Origin of the sequence: Occallatibacter sp. (assembly GCF_049582745.1) — a bacterium.
Classification (GTDB): Bacteria; Acidobacteriota; Terriglobia; order Terriglobales; family Acidobacteriaceae; genus Telmatobacter.
Genome location: NZ_JBAUUO010000101.1, coordinates 83,678 through 101,618, shown reverse-complemented (window position 1 = coordinate 101,618; position 17,941 = coordinate 83,678). Strand labels below are relative to the sequence as shown.

15 protein-coding genes and 1 tRNA gene are annotated in these 17,941 nt (G+C 55.9%); 14 read left to right on the top strand and 2 right to left on the bottom strand.

All coding sequences use genetic code 11. From position 1 onward, the window contains the following. The first annotated feature begins 22 nt into the window (after positions 1-22). The 9 genes from WCA10_RS15350 (at position 23) to WCA10_RS15310 (ending at position 8,989) form a co-directional block, all read left to right on the top strand. The gene (locus WCA10_RS15350) at positions 23-322 is read left to right on the top strand and encodes a VirB3 family type IV secretion system protein (protein WP_472823410.1); all 300 of its coding nucleotides are present in this window, start codon (positions 23-25) and stop codon (positions 320-322) included. Next, entirely contained in the window at positions 322-2,826 is a 2,505-nt protein-coding gene (locus WCA10_RS15345) for a TraG/VirB4 family ATPase (protein ID WP_472823409.1), read from the top strand. The genes WCA10_RS15350 and WCA10_RS15345 overlap by 1 nt, the downstream gene beginning before the upstream one ends. Beyond that, positions 2,823-3,587, top strand: a complete 765-nt coding sequence (locus tag WCA10_RS15340) for a TrbG/VirB9 family P-type conjugative transfer protein (protein WP_472823408.1) — start codon at positions 2,823-2,825, stop codon at positions 3,585-3,587. The genes WCA10_RS15345 and WCA10_RS15340 overlap by 4 nt, the downstream gene beginning before the upstream one ends. A 4-nt stretch (positions 3,588-3,591) precedes the next feature. Next, entirely contained in the window at positions 3,592-4,938 is a 1,347-nt protein-coding gene (locus WCA10_RS15335) for a TraB/TrbI/VirB10 family type IV secretion system protein (protein WP_472823407.1), read from the top strand. Between the two features lie 12 nt (positions 4,939-4,950). Beyond that, positions 4,951-5,199: a hypothetical protein gene (locus WCA10_RS15330; protein ID WP_472823406.1), complete on the top strand. Its 249-nt coding sequence runs from the start codon at positions 4,951-4,953 to the stop codon at positions 5,197-5,199. Between the two features lie 18 nt (positions 5,200-5,217). Further along, complete coding sequence (locus WCA10_RS15325) at positions 5,218-6,027, top strand: hypothetical protein (RefSeq protein ID WP_472823405.1); 810 nt, start codon at positions 5,218-5,220, stop codon at positions 6,025-6,027. Positions 6,028-6,045: 18 nt separating this feature from the next. Continuing rightward, a complete protein-coding gene (locus WCA10_RS15320; RefSeq protein WP_472823404.1) occupies positions 6,046-6,900 on the top strand; it encodes a type IV secretion system protein in 855 nt (284 codons plus the stop codon). Positions 6,901-6,917: 17 nt separating this feature from the next. Beyond that, positions 6,918-7,586, top strand: coding sequence for a VirB8/TrbF family protein (locus WCA10_RS15315; RefSeq protein ID WP_472823403.1), 669 nt, complete (start codon positions 6,918-6,920; stop codon positions 7,584-7,586). Positions 7,587-7,768: 182 nt separating this feature from the next. Further along, entirely contained in the window at positions 7,769-8,989 is a 1,221-nt protein-coding gene (locus tag WCA10_RS15310; RefSeq protein WP_472823402.1) for a tyrosine-type recombinase/integrase, read from the top strand. 87 nt (positions 8,990-9,076) lie between these two features. On the opposite strand, the gene WCA10_RS15305 is transcribed toward WCA10_RS15310, so the two are convergent. Further along, positions 9,077-9,154: transfer RNA gene (locus WCA10_RS15305), tRNA-Glu, on the bottom strand. A 667-nt stretch (positions 9,155-9,821) separates the two neighbouring features. Between WCA10_RS15305 and WCA10_RS15300 the strand changes: the two genes are divergently transcribed. Together WCA10_RS15300 and WCA10_RS15295 are read left to right on the top strand one after the other, a co-directional pair. Next, complete coding sequence (locus WCA10_RS15300; RefSeq protein ID WP_472823401.1) at positions 9,822-10,928, top strand: efflux RND transporter periplasmic adaptor subunit; 1,107 nt, start codon at positions 9,822-9,824, stop codon at positions 10,926-10,928. A gap of 68 nt (positions 10,929-10,996) precedes the next feature. After that, entirely contained in the window at positions 10,997-14,176 is a 3,180-nt protein-coding gene (locus WCA10_RS15295) for an efflux RND transporter permease subunit (RefSeq protein ID WP_472823400.1), read from the top strand. Positions 14,177-14,181: 5 nt separating this feature from the next. Here WCA10_RS15295 and WCA10_RS15290 read toward each other — a convergent pair whose 3' ends face one another. After that, entirely contained in the window at positions 14,182-14,601 is a 420-nt protein-coding gene (locus tag WCA10_RS15290; RefSeq protein WP_472823399.1) for a ComEA family DNA-binding protein, read from the bottom strand. Here WCA10_RS15290 and WCA10_RS15285 point away from each other — a divergent pair. The 3 genes from WCA10_RS15285 (at position 14,600) to hisG (ending at position 17,923) form a co-directional block, all read left to right on the top strand. After that, positions 14,600-16,471 carry a mechanosensitive ion channel family protein gene (locus WCA10_RS15285; RefSeq protein ID WP_472823398.1) on the top strand — a complete coding sequence of 624 codons (1,872 nt, stop codon included), beginning with the start codon at positions 14,600-14,602 and terminating at the stop codon, positions 16,469-16,471. The genes WCA10_RS15290 and WCA10_RS15285 overlap by 2 nt on opposite strands. Before the next feature lie 224 nt (positions 16,472-16,695). Then, positions 16,696-17,055, top strand: a complete 360-nt coding sequence (gene hisI / locus WCA10_RS15280) for a phosphoribosyl-AMP cyclohydrolase (RefSeq protein WP_472823468.1) — start codon at positions 16,696-16,698, stop codon at positions 17,053-17,055. Further along, positions 17,048-17,923, top strand: coding sequence for an ATP phosphoribosyltransferase (gene hisG / locus WCA10_RS15275; RefSeq protein WP_472823397.1), 876 nt, complete (start codon positions 17,048-17,050; stop codon positions 17,921-17,923). The genes hisI and hisG overlap by 8 nt, the downstream gene beginning before the upstream one ends. The last annotated feature ends 18 nt before the right edge of the window (positions 17,924-17,941 follow it).

Here is a 17,941-nt window from a genome sequence, read left to right as displayed (position 1 = left end):
AATGCCTACGCGAGGGGCAACGATGCAGACACACACTACTCATCGGCGCGCAAACCGAGTCTACAAGAGCCTGCACAAGCCCCTCACGTACCTCGGCGTGGAACGAACGCTGTTCTTCTTCGTCTGTGTGGCGGCTGTCGGCGCCTTCAATCTGTTCAACAGCCTAGTCGCCGGGTTGCTCCTCTTCGCAGGCGGGTTTGTTTTCGGGTGCTGGGTGACCGGGAGCGATCCTGCTCTTCTTCGCATCCTGGCGAAATCGGAAAAGTACAGGGCACGTTATGACGCGGCCAAGCAATCTCTGCCGCATGTGGAGGTCCGCTGATGATGCGCATCGACAAGATCATCAAGGCGTGGAGGGAGTCCGCGGCTCTGAATGATCACATCAATTTATTGGGACCCTGGAGTGAAACGGTCTTTCTGACCAAGAGTGGAGACCTGGGTGTTGTGCTCCGTGTTCCGGGAGTCGATTACGAGAGCCTGGATCACACCGGCCAAGAATACGCGGTCAAGCGGCTCGAAGCTGCCCTCAAATCGTTCGGCCCTGGGTTCCATGTTTATCAGTATTTGTTCAAGTCGAATCGTCCAGACATCCCGTTCGCGAGCTATGAAGACCCGGTCGTCCAGACCGAAGTGAATCACCGGCGGGAGTTCTTCCGGGCCAAGCGCGACGATCTCTATCAGATTGAGATCTTCTACTGCATTCTTCTTCGCACAGCTCATGCAAAGACAGGAATCGGGCCGGCCTTCTCCAGGTTGGCCGAGAATCCCGCTCATGCATTCGAAGAATTCCGGGCCCAGTTCGCAAGCGGTGGCATGAAGACCCTGCTGCGTACTGAGATTGAAAGTGACCGCGCTCTCCTAGAACAGCGCGTCGAGGCGTTCGTCCGACAGCTGGGTGATTTGATCCCAATAGAGATTTTGAACCAGCGGGGCCAATTTAGGTTCTTCCGCCGCCTCTTGAACTACGATGACTGGCGCATTGCAGGGAATCCGAAGTACACGCAGTTTCTCGACTATCAGGTCGTCAACTCGGATATTGAGGCCGAGCGCGATCATCTGCGGGTAGGCGATCACTTCGTACGAGTGCTGACGATGAAAGAGGCTATCGCCGAGACGAGACCGCTGGTCCTCGATGCGCTGCTCAAGATTCCGGGCAACTTCTGTGTGGTGACGGAGTGGACACAACTCCCTGCTGATAAGGCGCGAAAGGAAGTGAACAAGCGCCGTCGCCACTTCAACGTCTCCAAAACTGGCTTCATATCGCAGTTGGGCAACGATCCAATCAAGACGAACCCACGCGATGTGCTGGTCGATGAATCGAAGCAGGCCGATATCGAAGACCTCGGCGACTGTCTACGCGCATTGGGCGACGGGCAATCGCTTGGCGAGTTCTCGTTGACCATTGTTCTCTACGGTCGTGACAGAGACGAAGTCAATCGACTGGTGGGCGAGTTTGCCGGCGTGTTTACGAATGCCGATGGGAGCCTGTTCATCGAAACCTACAACCAGCTCAACGCCTACTTTGCCACGGTGCCCGGTAACTACGTGATGAATCTCCGTCGTTTGTTACTGCTCACTTCAAACTACGCGGATCTTTCGTTTCTCTTCACAATTCTGCCGGGAGAGAAGTGGAACCAGCATCTCAGTGCGGAGTACCTGGCGGTTCTTGAAACCGATAACAGCACGCCGTACTTTTTGAACCTGCACAACGGCGAAGTTGCCCACACCTTGATTCTGGGCATGACCGGAAGCGGCAAATCCTACCTCTGCAACTTCCTGCTCCAGAATGCACAAAAGTACGATCCGCTGACGTTCATATTCGATATTGGCGGCAGCTTCCAGTCGCTGACCACGATCTTTGGCGGGAGCTACCTGAACGTGGGTCGCGAGTCGCGCGACTTCACGATCAATCCGCTTTCGCTTCCACGGACAGAGGAGAACCTGCAGTTCTTGTTTGCCTTCTTCCGAACTCTGATAGAGGGAAATGATGCGCGGCATCGGCTCGATTACAGGGACGAACGCAAGCTCTGGGACGGAATCGAACGCGTTTACGTTCTCGAACCGGAACAACGCACGGTCTCGAACTTTGCAAACATTCTCGGCGAGCTTAAGGATCGGCTGCATCGTTGGACACGGCAAGGGCAATACGGGTTCCTGTTCGATAACCCCGAAGACACGCTCTCGTTCAGCCAATTCCAGACCTTTAACTTCGCTGGCTGGGGAGACGCGCCTCAAGTCCTCGAGCCACTGCTCTTTTACGTTCTGCACCGGGCAAGCAACGAAATCACCGATCCTACCAGGCTCGCTACCTTCAAGACGTTTCTCCTCGACGAGGCATGGCTCTTCATCCGCAATGAGACCATCCGCAACTACGTCGTCCAGGCACAGAAGACCTGGCGCAAGCATAACGCTGCGATGATCCTCGCCACCCAGTCCGTCAAGGAACTGGAGGAATCCGGGATGTTGCATATCGTCTCGGAAAGTTGCCCTACGAAGATCTTTCTGGCCAACCCGGAGATGGATCGCGACCTCTATCGGGAAGCGTTCCATCTGAACGACACGGAGCTTGAACTGATCGCCGGCCTGGTTCCTCCGGGGCAAATGCTGATCCGGAAGGCACAAAGCTCAAAGAAGGTACAACTGAACGTTGATTCTGTCTCGCACTGGATGGCGACCAACAACGCGCGCGACAACCTCACCAAGCGTGAATACTTCGCGCGCTTCGGTATCCCTGAAGGCTTACTCCGACTTGCCCAGGACTATCCCTTCCGGCCACGCACGGCGGCCGGCATCTCCACTTCCAACCACGAAGGAGCCGTTGCATGAATCGTTCACTTCCTCTCTCAACCCTACTCATGATTGCTCTCGCGTCATCCCTTGCGATAGCACAGGACCCGGCGGCGCGCACCGTCCAGGTCCACTCGCAGGACATTGTCCCAATTCACGCAAAGCTCAAATACACGACGCTGATTGAAGTGCCGACCTCGGAAAAGATCATGGAAGCCGCCACAGGCGACAAGGAGTTCTGGGTGGTCGACGTGGTGGGCAACTTCTGCTTTGTCCATCCGGCCAAGGCCGGAATCGCTACAAATCTCAATCTCATTACCGACAAGGGCAACATCTATAGCTTCACACTGCAGGATGTGTCGGACAGTTCAGTAACGCCTGATCTCAAGGTCCTGATCGAGCCCGCCGATCATTCGTCGCTTGTCGCATCATCTGGGCCCGCACAATTTGTTCCTGCTGCTCAGCTCGAGCAATCGAAGGAGCAGCTCGCCGCAGTCCAGGCGCATGTCACGCAGGTCGTGGACGAATACAAGAGCGCATATCCGCTCGCCCTGAAATTCGACTACGCTTTCCATCCGAATGAAGCGCCGTTCGATGTGCTGTCGATCTTTCACGATGACAAGTTCACGTACATCAAAACTGCGGCACCGGAAAAGTTCAGCGTGTACGACATGAAGGACGGCAAACCGAACCTGGTCAACTACGAACTCCGTGACGGAACTTACATCATCCCGAAGGTCATGGATTCCGGGTACCTGGAATTGGGCAATAAACGCATGGAATTCACGCGGAAGGGATGACGCAATGGCAGAGCAAACTATTCAACCCGAACAGGTAGCCGTAGCTGATGCGGAGTTGCATCGCACCAAGGCCGAGCCCAAGGGTGTCATGAGGAAGAACGCCAAGGTGTGGATCTTCCTCGGAGCATCGGCGGCGGTTGTGGCTGCGGCGATCGTCAGCACCTATGGCAAGAAGGCTCCCGGCCATTCTTCTGCGTCGCAGCATGAAGCCCCGCAGCCGACCATTCAGGACAACACGGACAACAATGTCCAAGACCTCAAGAATCAACTTGCCGCCGAGCGTCAGAAAGAAGCACAGGCTGCCGCGGCGCAAACACCGTTGACAAATGACGCATCGTTGGCAGGCGGCACACCTGCGCAGCAGGTAGTTGCCGCGGCCTACGGGCCCACTGGGCAAGGAACATCGTGCACACCGGGCCAACCGTGCCAGCAACAAGGAGTCTATGCACAACCACAGCTTTCTCCACAACAAGAACAGGCGCAGCAACTGGCCGCCAGGGAGCGGGAACTGGCATATAACGCTCGATTTGCATCGAACCTTGTTTATACGCACTCGAGCGACGCACAGGCGGCATCTCGTACGGATGCGAATCCGCATCTGGACAGTGAGACGCAGGCGGCGATGAGCCAATCTCCCGACCGGACGGCGAGCAGCCTTGTTTCGACTCGTGAGGCGTCGGAAAAGAAGAGCAGTTCGGCCGACGATGCAGCCACCAAGCGGAGCGCCGAGGTCAATATCGATTCCGCGATTGGCCAGCCCTACGTAGTTCATGAAGGCCTGACGATGGACACAATCCTCATGAATCGGCTCGATGGCGATTCACCTGGTCCGGTGAAGGTCCTGGTTTCCAGCCCGGTCTATTCGCACGATCGTCAGCATGTGCTTGTTCCCGACGGAACCGTTGTGCTTGGTGAGGCGCGCAAGATCGGGTCAAGCGGGATTGGCCAGCAACGTCGCATTGCCGTTGTATTCCATCGCATGATCATGCCCGATGGATATTCTGTCGATCTAGATCAGTTTCACGGTCTCGATCAGATCGGCGAAGAAGGGCTGAAGGATAGGGTCAACAACCACTACCTTCAGATCTTTGGGACCTCGATTGCCTTGGGTGTAATTTCCGGCGCCGGCGAGATCGAATCCGGTGGAGGAACGATCTCGACCAGCGGTTCACAGGCGTTCACGACGGGTGCCGCCTCAAGCGTCTCGCAATCGGCGACAACCGTGCTCGACCGGTTCATTCAGATCCCTCCCACGATCACAAATCGGGAGGGACATCGCGTGAAGGTGTACTTCACGCAGGACATGCTTCTCCCTGCATACGACAACCACTCGATTCCACAAACGTTTTGAGGAGATTCATTCATGCTCAAGGCCGCACTGTTCACAACTCTCAGCGCAGCTTCATTGATGGCTCTGGCTGGGTGTGAAAGTCACCAACGAAAGGTTGATCAACTTCAAAAAGCGTACGACGGCTTAGAGGCGCAATTCAGAAAGGATTGCTCAGACACATACCTGCAGGCGAAGCCAACTCTGAGCCCGAAATGTCAGGAAGAAGATCGTAAGACGAAAGATGCTTGGGCGCGATTGCAAGCCGAGCGCGCCGCAAAATAGCAGACTAACGGAGGACAAATGAAGAGCACAATATTCGCTGCGGCGATCACTCTCGCCGTGAGCTCGCAGGTAGCTTGCGCCCAATTCGGGTCCGGCATCGTCTTCGATCCGACACAATCTGGTCACGCGATTCAGCAGATCACGCAAGGAAACCAACTTTACACGACGACCGTGCAGACGACGCGGAATGTGATCGCTGCATACAACCTAGCCCAGCGTATGGCTTCTCTGCCGCAGAACCTCTATACCTCGTATAGCAATCTCGGCCGTCAGCAATGGATCGTTCTGACTCGGCCTGCAAACACATACGGGAATTCACTGCCTTGGATGAATGCTGCTACGACCGGGAATGGAGCGTCCTCTGCAAATCAAACCTCAAGCTTTCCACGGTCGGGGCAGATCTCTGGATATTCAGCTCTGAGCAGTCAGGGCCAGCAGGCGATTGCGGCACAAGGAGCGACAGTAGATCTTTCCGATGCTGTTAACGCAAGTAATCTGCAAACGGTTGGCACGATCCGCGCAAATGCGACACAGCGTGAGGTAGATATCAGCCAGCTCGAAGCCGCCTCGCATTCGAGTGATCCCGCTCAGCACACGGAAATGGCCGCACTTCAGCGGATCAATCAGGCCCTTTTAATTGAACTTCGCACGCAGCAGGAAACCAATCAGATCCTGCAAGGGCAGGCGCTGCAACAGATCGTTGGCCAAAAGGTGCAGCAGGACAACCTAAAGGCACTCTTTCAGGCCGGAAACGGGTATCAACAGAACTTCAATTATCTGACGCCTCAGCAGACGAGTGCGGGGACGCAGTGGGCATTTCACTATTAGGTCGGTTGGAGGCCGGTGATGGACTTTCTGATTCTGATCAAGAACGGCTGTGACAATTTGACGGCAACTGTGTCGCCTTCTATCGACGCGCTGGGATTGCATATGGTTATCGCCCTTGCAACCATCATGCTTGTCTGGTTTGGTGTGCAGGAGGCACTTGCATCTGCGCAGGGGGGGCCAGGATTCAGCATCGCAAAGTTCGTAAGCTTCTTTGTGCTGATTACGTTCGCGTACTGTTTTGTACGTTTCTACGACACCTCAATTCCGGGCATCGGGTATTCGCTCAAAAGCTTCATCAGCGGAGGAACCAGCACCCTCGTCGACTACATTGGCAATGACTCTACCCAGGAAGTGCAGAACACAATTCATCAAGCTCTGGGCAAGATCGGAAGTTTGTCTCCAGCATTCACTGAACCCTACACATTACTCTGCACTTTTACAGTTCAGCTCGTTCTGAGCGTGCTTGCTGGATTGATCTCCGTGATTCTTGCATACGGTGCAATCGGAGCAACCGTGATCGGAATTCTTGGTCCGGTTTTCATCCCCTGGATGGTATTCGACAAGACTGATTTTCTCTTCTGGGGATGGTTGAAGGCGTTTCTTGGTTTCGAGTTCTATAAGGTCGTCGCAGCGGCGACCATGAGTGTGATGAGTCACCTCCTTATCAACTATCTGACAAGCGGAGCAATGAACGTAGATGCGCCCCAACGATTGATTATCGTCATGCCTGGCCTCCTCATGCTCTGCTTTATCGCTGGTTTTGTCTTGTTCAAAATCCCGACCATGACCGCGAGCCTCTTCTCCGGTCATGTTGGTGGTCACAGTAGCGGACTGGGCGGATTAGTCACGGCCGTAGTTGCACGGGCGCTTTAGCCCGAATGGAGGTCAACATGAGACAACCCGATCTCACACGAGCAGCGGAAAAATATCTCGAACAATACGGAGAGCCGCTGGTGATGAACACATATTTGAAGATCACGGTACTGGTGCTATGTGCCATCTGTCTCGCACTCGCGGCCCTCGTATACCGGAGCCAGAATGCGCTCGCATCGATGCATCCGATGGTCGTGCGCATCAATGATGTTGGCCGGGCTGAAGCGATCGACTATCGCAACTTTCAGTACCGGCCCCAGGAAGCGGAGAACAAATACTACTTGTCGCGGTGGGCCGAGCTCTACTTTAGCCGCAACCGGTTCACCGTTGAGCGGGACCAGATGAACGCGCTTTACTTTCTGAACGGTGACGTGCAGCGCGCGGTCATCGATCAGGAACGCAAGGACAACCTCATTCAGTCCTACGTCAGGGACTCGGGCCTGCCTTTTGTCGATGTCGAGGTCAAGAATGTCGTACTCGATGATTTGCGCCAGTCCCCGTTTTCGGCGCGCATCGAGTTCGAAAAGGTCTTCACGAATCCTGCGGACCACAGCGAAGTGAAACGCGAACGCTGGACGGCGACGGTCACCTACGTCTTTCGCGAGAACGTGAAAAACAACGAACTCGCGGTGAATCCACTGGGGTTGACGATCGTACGTTTCCGCGCCGACCAGGCATTTAGCTAGCGATCGAACCCACGGATTCTCAATATTTGCCCTGGCCAACTCTGGCACCCGCACCCTAAAGCGGGTCTAGCGGGTCCGAGGGAAACTCTGTCGCGAACACGATATAGAGAGGAACCGCCGGCCTGATTTTCGGCTACCCTCAAAGCAGGCCAATCGTGCTCGCCACCCCAAAGGAGGAAAACATGAGGCGAGTACGAGTACGACATCAACGAGGAAGTCTGCAGCGTGAAAAGCGCCAGAAGTCTGGTGAGACCGTTTGGGTCTTCCGCTGGTATGAGGTCCAGCTGGATGGAACCAGGAGATATCGCAAGGCTGTGATTGGCACGGTTAGCGAGTTCAAAACCGAGGCCGAGGCACAGAAGGCGGCCGACTCGCTGCGACTAGACGTAAACGAACAAACCCCGCGACAGAAATTGCAAGCAATCAGCTTTGAGACGTTGGTTGAGCACTACAGGCAACATGAACTGCCGGACGTGGTGCACGGTACCAGACCGCTCGGCAGCGAACCCGGAGACGACGACACGCGAAAGTCGTACTCCACCCAACTGACCTACCAGGGCTACCTCAGAAAGTGGATTCTCCCCCGTTGGCGCTCGTACAGGTTGACGGAGGTGAAACCAGTCCAGGTTGAGCAATGGCTGAAGTCGCTACCTATGTCGAAAGGATCCAAGGCGAAGACCAGGAACATTATGAGCGCTCTCTATAGTCACGCACAGCGGTGGGAATGGACGACGTACAATCCCATCCGTCATGTACGGCAGAGCGCGAAGCGTGCTCGAATTCCCACCATCCTGACACCACAGCAGTTGAAAGAGCTGTTGGAGAACCTGGTGGATCTTCCCAAAACCGCAGTTCTGCTCGGTGCATCGACCGGCCTTCGGGTCGGAGAGTTGCTCGGGCTGAAGTGGGAGGATATCGATTTCGAGAACTTGGAACTTCGCCTAACCCGCGATGTCGTCAAACAGCGAATCGAACGCTGCAAGACGGAGGCTTCGAGAAAGCCGGTTCCGATCGATGCGGCCGTTGCCGAGATCCTGTGGGAATGGCGTCTGCGGTGCGCCTATAACCAGCCGAAAGATTGGGTGTTTGCGAGTCCCGCGCGACGGGGCAAGCAACCCTACTGGCCGAGTTCCATCTATCGGGTGTATCTCAAGCCGGTTTTAGAGAACATCCTGAAGATCAAGGAGCCGGTCGGCTGGCACACGCTGCGGCACAGCCTGGGCACGCTAATGAAGGCGAACGGAGAAGACGTGAAGACGATCCAGGAGACGCTCCGTCATGCCAACTTCAAGGTGACGATGGATGTGTATACGCAGGGCATAACGGCGATCAGGCGTAGCGCCCACAGCAAGGTGGTGCGTCAGATCATGGGTATTGAGGAGGGGAAAGATGACGAAGAGTAGAACTGGCTTTCCACAAGTGGAAATCCTTATCGAACCTTTTCAAACCCACGTTTTTTCGGCCCGAATCTTGCAAGTCTTTTATTTTGTTGGCGTCCCCGACGGGATTTGAACCCGTGTTATCGCCGTGAAAGGGCGGTGTCCTAGGCCGGGCTAGACGACGGGGACGCTATTGGAAAGGGCAGAAAAACGGTCAGATTGGCCGAAATGCGCCCTTATGAAGGGTACCAACCTGTTGAATCCATGTCAAAGAAGCTGATCCAGTTCTCCGTCGTCCGTTTCCAGTTGTCAGTTCTGAATCGCCGAAACAGGCAATTCAGCCGAACTAGAAGCTGCAGAACCGATCGCACACGAGCTCCCATCCCCAATATAGAAGCTCCTGCGGAGCGCCTGTATGTGTCAGAGGTTTGTTTTCAGTTGTTCGTTCTGAAATCGGCGGAACAGGCGATGATCCAAAGTGTGGCAAGCGGTTTTGTGCTGCGGAGCAGTTCATGTTCGCTTGTTGATGCCTGCATCGACCAGGGAGCTCGGGCGGGCGCCTTGATCCCTGATCTGCCTTAAAGAGAGGGGAGCTAAGGAAGGCGTGGCTGGAGCGGTCGACATCACAGCAGACCGGGTGACAACAAGGCGCATGGCACAACGGCGATTTTTTGCGACAATCTGCTGGTTTGGTGCATCACCCACGCGAGACAGCGCCTGAAATTCTGATTCAGAAAAAGGCTTGGAATTGGCATTGGATCACATGAGCCGGCTGCGGTCGGGTTGTACCATAAATGCTGCATTTCATAGTCCATCGACCCGCAGAGGGTGTGAAACTGAGTAAGGGGTCCTTATTTTGAAACGCATTTTTTGTGCAAGCAGCACATTGCTCTTCATTGTGGCTGTAATCGGATGCCAGAAGGCACCGCAGAAGGCTCCCCAGGCAGCGGCTGGGATGCAGGCGATGCCGGTGAAGACGGTAGCGGTGCAATTGCAGCCGGTGGCCCAGAGCAACGAGTACATGGCGACGATCAAGTCGCGGCGGTCGGCGACGATACAGCCGCAGGTAAACGGACTTCTGACCAAAATCCTGGTACACAGCGGCCAGCACGTGAAGGCCGGCCAGGCTCTGATGGAGATCGATCCGCGGCAGCAGCAGGCGACGGTGGCTTCGCAGGGCGCGACGGAGCGGCAGAAGAAGGCTTTGTACGATTATGACGCGATCGAACTGGGTCGCCAGAAAAAGCTTTTCGACGCCGGCGTGACGAGTAAAGATGCGCTGGACCAGGCGCAACAGGCTTACGACAACGCCAAGGCCGACTATGAGGCGGCCCGGGGAACGCGCGACATGCAGGAGGCTCAGCTTGGGTACTATACAGTTCGCGCGCCGTTCGATGGGGTGGTCGGAGATATTCCCGTACACCTGGGGGACTATGTTTCTCCGCAGATGTCGCCGACGGCGATGCTGACGACGGTGGATCAGCCTGGGGATATCGAGGCTTATATCTATATTCCGACCGAGCGTTCAAGCCAGGCGCGCATCGGCCTCGAAGTGGAGCTGTACGACACGAGCGGAAAACTTCTGGAGAAGACGAAGATCGATTTCTTGTCGCCGCAGGTGGATCCGAATCTGCAGGGTATTCTGGCAAAGGCGCCTGTGCACTCCACGCCTGAGATCATGCGCAACGCGCAGTTGATCAAGGCAAAGGTTATTTGGAGCACGAAGCCGATGGTGGTGATTCCGGTGCTTGCGGTGACGCGGCAGGGCGGGCAGCCTTTTGTGTTCGTCGCTCGGAAGCAGGCGAATGGGCAGTTCATTGCTGCGCAGACTCCGGTCGTCCTGGGCGACACCGTGCAGAATTCCTATTCCATTACCTCGGGCTTGAATGCGGGAGACCAGGTGGTGGTGTCGAGCACGCAGTTCCTTGTGAACGGAATGCCTGTTTCCCCCATCCCGGGCTGAGTGTATCGGCCGCTAGCGAGCGTTGCGCCTGATGGCGCTTCCGGGAACACAACGAAAGAGGGCTCATCTTGTTTGTTGATTTCTTCATTCATCGACCGGTCTTTGCAACGGTTTGCGCGCTGATGATTATCCTGGCGGGAGCAATCTGCATCCCGAATCTCCCGGTGGCGATGTATCCGACGCTGGCGCCGCCGCAGGTGAATGTGACCTGCAACTACGTGGGTGCCAATGCCGACACGGTGGAGAAGGCGGTCACCATTCCGCTGGAAGAAGCGATCAACGGAGTGGAGGGCATGCGCTATCTTCGCTCCTCCAGTACGAATAGCGGGACCAGCCAGATTACGGCGACTTTCCAGACCGGCTACAACCTCGATATCGCGGCTGTAGATGTGCAGAATCGCGTAGCCAGCGTGACGGGGCGGCTGCCGGCCGCCGTAAACGCAACCGGCATTTCGATCAGCAAGGCGAATACCAACTTTGTATTTGGGGCAGGATTCTTCTCGCGAGATGGCCGCTATTCTCACGAATTCATTTCGAATTACCTTGATGTTTATGTAAAGGACGCGATCAAGCGCGTGCCCGGCGTGGGCGACGTGAACATATTCGGCGAGCGCAAGTACGCGATGCGTGTGTGGCTCGACCCGTTGAAGCTCGCCGCGAACGGTCTGACTGCGGCTGATGTAATCAGTGCGCTGCAAGAGCAGAACGTGGAGATTCCGGCAGGCCAGTTGGGGCAACCCCCATCGAACGGTAATCAGGCCTTTCAAATCCCGGTGCGCGTGGTGGGTCGGCTTTCAAATCCGCAGCAGTTTGACAACATCATTCTGAAAAGCACAGCAAGTGGATTGATCCTGTTGAAGAACGTGGGTCACTCCGAGGTCGGCGCGGAGGACTACAATTCGCTGCTTGAATACAACGGCCTTTCGGCACAGGGTATCGGCGTGCTGCAACTGTCGAATGCGAATGCACTCGATGTGGATGCCCGGGCCAAGGCCGCTTTGAAGGAGTTGTCGAAGAGCTTTCCTCCGGGCCTTGAATATGCAATTGCTTTCGATTCGACGACAGTAGTGGGTGACTCGATCCGCGAAGTACTTCTCACGCTCGGCGAAGCTATCGGCATCGTTATTCTTGTCATCTTCCTGTTCCTGCTGGATTGGCGCGCGACGATTATTCCCGCGGTTACGATTCCGGTTTCGCTGATTGGGACCTTTGCGTTTATTCGACTGTTCGATTTCTCTATCAACTCGCTGACGCTGTTTGGAATCACGCTGGCTACGGGACTTGTGGTGGATGACGCGATCGTGGTGATCGAGAATGTGCAGCGGCACATTGCGATGGAGCACTCGAGTCCGCACGAGGCCACGTCGCGCGCGATGAGCGAGGTGACGAGCGCCGTGATTGCGACGTCATTGGTGCTGATCGCGGTGTTTGTGCCGGTTTCGTTTTTTCCGGGGACGACGGGCATACTTTACCGGCAATTCTCGCTGACGATCGCGTTTTCGATTGCGATTTCGGCATTCAACGCGTTGACGCTATCGCCGGCGCTGTCTGCGATGTTTTTGCGCGGTGAAGAGGCGCGGCCGCGGCAGCTCGATTTTCTGCGTATCAGGCCGCTCTCGCGTGCGTTTGCCGCATTTATTCACGGCGCCGATGCATTTGTGACGTGGCTTGCGAAGACGTACGCGAAGGTTATCCACGTTGCGTTGCAGTTGCGGTTTGTGTTGCTGCTGGTCTTCTTCGCAGGTCTCGGGGCGACATATCTGGTCTACATCAGAGTTCCTACCGGGTTTATTCCGCAGGAAGATCAGAGCTTTCTGATGGGGATCATTCAGGCGCCACCGGGGTCTTCGCTGACCTATACTTCGGCTCTTGCCGATCGTGCTCAGCAAATCCTGTATTCAAATAAAGATATCTCGGGCGCGTTTACGGTCGTAGGTTTCAGCTTCGCAGGTAATGCTTCGAATGCCGGAATGATGTTTATCAGCACCAAGCCAGCCAAAGAGCGCCGCGCCTCTGGTCATACCGCCGCAGACATTGTTGCGGATCTCACCCCGAAGCTGGGCTCACTGATGTTTCAGCCGAACGGCGGACTGGTGGCTGTGATCCAGCCTCCCGCGGTGAACGGCGTGGGAAGCTATGGCGGGTTTCAGTTCATGCTGCAGGATACGGGTGTCAATACGATTTCCGACCTTGATCGCGTAGCCCACCAGATGGTTGGAGCCGGACGTGCGCGCAAAGACATCACCGGCCTGATCACCACGTTCTCAGCGAATGACCCGCAGGTGTTGGTGACCATCGATCGTGAAAAGGCGAAGGCGATGAATGTACCACTTTCGCAGATCACGAGTGCGCTGGGCGTCTTTATGGGTTCGCAGTACGTGAATGATTTCGATTTCAATAATCGAACCTACCGGGTGTACGTGCAGGCCGACCGGGCATATCGCATGACGGCGAAGGACCTGCGTGACTACTATGTGCGGTCGAATTCGGGACAGATGATTCCACTCGATAATCTGGTGACCGTCGCGGAAAGTTCCGGTCCTCCCGTCATTACGCATTACGACCTGTTTCGCTCAGTTGAGATCGATGGATCGCCGGCGCCCGGATTCAGCTCGGGCCAGGGAATCACGGGCATGGAGGATCTGGCAAAACAGAACATGATGCCCGGCATGCGTTACGAATGGACGGGGCTGACGCTGGATGAAATTGAGTCGAGCGGGCGCGCACTGCTGATCTTCGGCCTCGGCCTTCTCGTGGTGTATCTCACTCTTTCGGCGCAATACGAGAGCTTTGCGCTGCCCTTCATTATTTTGCTGGCGGTGCCGATGGCGGTGCTTGGCGCATTGGGGTTAGTGGCGCTGCGCGGAATGTCGAACGATGTTTATTGCCAGATCGGCTTGGTGATGCTGATTGGTCTGTCGGCCAAGAACTCGATTCTTATCGTGGAGTTTGCCGAGCAAATGCGGCGCAAAGGCCGTTCGATTGCGGATGCGGCAATCGAGGCGGCGGAGTTGCGGCTGCGGCCGATTCTGATGACTTCGTTCGCGTTCATTCTGGGCGTACTGCCGCTGGTATTTGCAACGGGTGCAGGCGCACTGGGCAGACGCTCAGTGGGCACAACGATTGTGGGCGGCATGTTGTTTTCAACCGTACTGAACCTTGTGTTCATCCCCGTGCTGTATGTGCTGCTGAGCCGGCTGCTGCGGCGCGGCGACGATCATGGGGCAGCGCAGGAGGAAGCGATCTAACAGCATCAGGGCTTGACGCGATGCGCGATGATGTAGTCCTTGATGGCGTCATATACCTGGCTTGTGACTACACCACGATCGATTAGGTCGTTCTTGGCGCGATAGGGCCGGTAGCGGATAATGCGCGCTGCCCAGGTGCGCGTCATGCCCGGAACCTTGGTGAGTTGCTCGATGCTGGCCGTGTTGATGTCGATGCGCGCTTCGGGGGCCGGAGTGGCGGGGGCAATCCGAGGGAGTTGAAACGCGAAACTCAAGGGACCAGTCGAGAGTGCGCAGATCATTGCAACTGCTAAAACTCCGAAGATGACCCGAATTCTCACTTCTCTATTCTGCGCCATGCCTTGGGCAACGTCATAGACTTTTAGCCCAAGGTGTATTGAAAAGATGGAGACTGGGAAGCCGGTTTCCTGCAAAAATAGAGTCATGGCAATCCCCCCAGTTGCTTTTTCGACCGGACGAAAGCTGCGAAGTCGAGTACTTGGCAACGCGCGGCTCGTCATTCTTATGGTTCTCTTCGCGCTGCTGGCAGTGTGTCTTGTGTTTACGTGGACCACGCGCGATGCGATGGGGAATCTCTCGTTCCTGAATCCAAAGAACAATCCAAACCGCACGAATGGCGGGAAGAAGACGATCGTGGATGTGAATCCATGGCAGACCGCTCAGGCCCTGGCCCCTCTCGCCATCACGGCGGAGGAGAAGGAGTATGCGCAGCAGGCCGAGAGACTTGCGGACCACGAAGTTGATCAGGCGTTCGCGTCGGCCTTGCGCCAAGCCACACTTGATTCACAGCACAAAACCCTTACCGGTGACGCCCTGGCGCTTTCGAAAAAGGTGGCGCAGTTGCAACAGCTCATCGCTCAAGACAAGGATGACGTGCAAACGATCACCGAGCAGTTGAAGTTGCCTCCGCCGAAGAACGGCAAACCTGCGGAATATGACGAAGGCGACCTGGAAGTATCGAAAGCGCAGCTCGGGTTAGACAGTGATGAGCTCGCTGACGCGCAACAGGATCTGGATCGGGCATCCGGGGACCAGACCTCGCAGATACAGGCGGAGCTGAACGCGCACGAAGCCACGATGCGCGAGTATGACAAGCAGGTGCATGAGGGCGGCCAGGTGGCAGCCATCTCCGTAGGTCGCTACGGAACCATGGCGGGGCGTATTGGCGCGTGGTTCAGGCAGCGAAGCCGTTACGATCTGCTGCAACAGGCGCTGAACCAGACGCGCGCTGATACTGCAAACCTGACCGCGCAACACAACGCACTTGAGGTGAAGGCCAACTCAGCTGCGGTTGACACAGACGATTTTGACGAGAAACTAGAGGGGCTCAAGAATAAAACCGCACAGCGGCAGATTCTCAGCATTCTGGACGATCGCATCCAGACGGAACAGCAACTGGCGACGGTATACGGCAAATGGTCCGCGCAAGTACAGCTACAGCATCGAACAGTGCTGCACCTGATTCTTCAGTCGCTGGCGCTGATTGCGTTTATCGGGATCTGCATGGTCATTTGCGATGTCCTGGTGCGGCGGCTGATGGACAGCCCTGCGCTGGATCGCCGGCGATCGCAGACGTTGCGCAGCATTCTGGAACTCTCCATCCAGGTCATCGGGGTCGTGATTATTCTGCTGGTGATTTTTGGGACGCCCCGCGAGACGCCTACGATTCTCGGCCTGGCCACGGCAGCGCTTACCATTGCTTTGCAGGATTTCATTATCGCGTTTCTCGGCTGGTTTGTACTGATCGGAAAGAATGGCATTCACGTGGGCGACTGGGTGGAGATTAACGGTGTGGGCGGAGAGGTGGTGGAGGTTCGGTTGTTCAGTACAACCTTGCTGGAGACCGGAACTCTCGCCGACAGAGGGCTGCCGACCGGTCGCAGGATCACGTTCATGAACGGATTTGCCATCCGCGGCCAATACTTCAATTTTTCGACAAATGGTCAGTGGATGTGGGACGAGATTTCGTTGAATCTGCCTTCGACGGAGAATGTTCATGAACTGCTCGATCGCATTCAAAAGGTTGTGGTGGCGGAGACGGAGAAAAATGCCGGTCTCGCCGAGCAGGAATGGAAGCGCGGCGCGCATGGAAACAGCCTGAGCCGCTTCAGCGCGACTGCCGTGGAAAATCTGCGACCAACGGCCTCGGGAGTCGAGGTTTTGGTTCGCTACGTAACGCGCGCGTCGGAGCGATTTGAAGTGCGGAATCGGCTGTATCAGAGGCTGATTGAGCTGCTTCGCGAACCCGGACCAACAGCCGGATCGGCTGCCACAGCTATCGTGCAAAACGGATAGGCAATGCGCTTGAAGTTGACACCGGGTCGTGTTTGCCTTACTTTTGAAACAGATGCACAGCAGCCGCCATCACGGTCATCACCACCATCATGGGACATCCATGCCGGCGGACTGCCTTGGCCTGAACTAGACGGCCAGAGAGATCGAAGAATCAAAAGCCCGCCGGCACAGAAGCCGGTGGGCTTTTGATTTTGCAGCAGAATTCAACGAAGATCAGGAAGATGATGAGTACACAACCGACAATCGATTTCGAAAAGATGGACGGCCTGGTGGCCGGAATTGTGCAGGATGCGCATACCGGCGAGGTGCTGATGCTGGGTTTTCTTAATCTGGAGAGCTACGCCAGGACGCTTGAGACGGGATGTGTTACCTTCTGGAGCCGCACGCGACAGAAGCTGTGGATGAAGGGCGAGACAAGCGGTAATCGGCTGCGCATTGTTTCTGCCGCGACCGACTGCGACAACGATGCGCTGCTTTTTCGCGTAACGGTGGAGGGCGATGGGTTGGTTTGCCATGAGGGCACAGTGAGCTGTTTTACGAAGCCACTTGCGTTTGCGAGTGCCGTGGAGGTGGAGCGTGGCTAACAAACTCCGGCTCGGGTTGCCTAAGGGCAGCCTTCAGGATTCGACGGTAGCGCTCTTCAAACGCGCGGGTTGGAATATCTACGCGGACGGACGATCGTATTTCCCATCGATTGACGATGCGGAGATTGAGTGCATGCTGATTCGTGCGCAGGAGATGGCGCGTTATGTTGAACATGGCGTGCTCGACGCAGGGCTTACCGGCATTGATTGGGTAGTGGAAAGCGGACTGGATGTGACGAGCGTGACAACACTGACCTATGCCAAGCAGAGCCGGCGCAAGGTACGGTGGGTTCTTGCCGTGCCGGATGCAAGCGGATATCAATGTGCCAAAGATCTTGAAGGGAAGATTATCGCGACGGAACTGGTGGAAGTTACGAAGAGATATTTCGCCGAAAAGGGCGTGAATGTGAAGGTTGAGTTCAGCTGGGGAGCGACCGAGGTCAAACCGCCCACGCTCGCGGATGCGATTGTGGAAGTAACGGAGACAGGCAGCTCTCTCAAAGCGAACCACTTGAAGATCATTGACACCGTGATGGAGAGTGAGACACACCTAATCGCCGGCAAGAATGCTCTGGCTGACGAATGGAAGCGCGCAAAGATTGACCAAATCGCCGTGATGCTGCGGGGAGCGATCGATGCACAGTCGCAGGTGGGCCTGATGCTGAACGTGCAGCGCGCTGATTTGGACGCTGTTCTTGCGGTGTTGCCGGCGCTGAATTCGCCCACTATTTCGCAGTTGAGCAATTCGGAATGGGTAGCAGTGAACACGATTGTGGAAGAACGTGTGGCCCGGGACGTGATTCCCAAACTTAAGGCGGCGCGCGCCACCGGAATCGTCGAGTATCCGCTGAACAAAGTGGTGCTGTAGGAAGAGACGGGACGAGAG

Bases quoted from the DNA above. Each gene is read 5' to 3' on its own strand.
- WCA10_RS15320 (WP_472823404.1), top strand. From the start codon at position 6,046: ATGGACTTTCTGATTCTGATCAAGAACGGCTGTGACAATTTGACGGCA.
- WCA10_RS15310 (WP_472823402.1), top strand. From the start codon at position 7,769: ATGAGGCGAGTACGAGTACGACATCAACGAGGAAGTCTGCAGCGTGAA.
- WCA10_RS15340 (WP_472823408.1), top strand. From the start codon at position 2,823: ATGAATCGTTCACTTCCTCTCTCAACCCTACTCATGATTGCTCTCGCG.
- hisI (WP_472823468.1), top strand. From the start codon at position 16,696: ATGAGTACACAACCGACAATCGATTTCGAAAAGATGGACGGCCTGGTG.
- WCA10_RS15325 (WP_472823405.1), top strand. From the start codon at position 5,218: ATGAAGAGCACAATATTCGCTGCGGCGATCACTCTCGCCGTGAGCTCG.
- WCA10_RS15290 (WP_472823399.1), bottom strand. From the start codon at position 14,601: ATGACTCTATTTTTGCAGGAAACCGGCTTCCCAGTCTCCATCTTTTCA.
- WCA10_RS15335 (WP_472823407.1), top strand. From the start codon at position 3,592: ATGGCAGAGCAAACTATTCAACCCGAACAGGTAGCCGTAGCTGATGCG.
- WCA10_RS15315 (WP_472823403.1), top strand. From the start codon at position 6,918: ATGAGACAACCCGATCTCACACGAGCAGCGGAAAAATATCTCGAACAA.
- WCA10_RS15330 (WP_472823406.1), top strand. From the start codon at position 4,951: ATGCTCAAGGCCGCACTGTTCACAACTCTCAGCGCAGCTTCATTGATG.
- WCA10_RS15350 (WP_472823410.1), top strand. From the start codon at position 23: ATGCAGACACACACTACTCATCGGCGCGCAAACCGAGTCTACAAGAGC.
- WCA10_RS15345 (WP_472823409.1), top strand. From the start codon at position 322: ATGATGCGCATCGACAAGATCATCAAGGCGTGGAGGGAGTCCGCGGCT.
- WCA10_RS15285 (WP_472823398.1), top strand. From the start codon at position 14,600: ATGGCAATCCCCCCAGTTGCTTTTTCGACCGGACGAAAGCTGCGAAGT.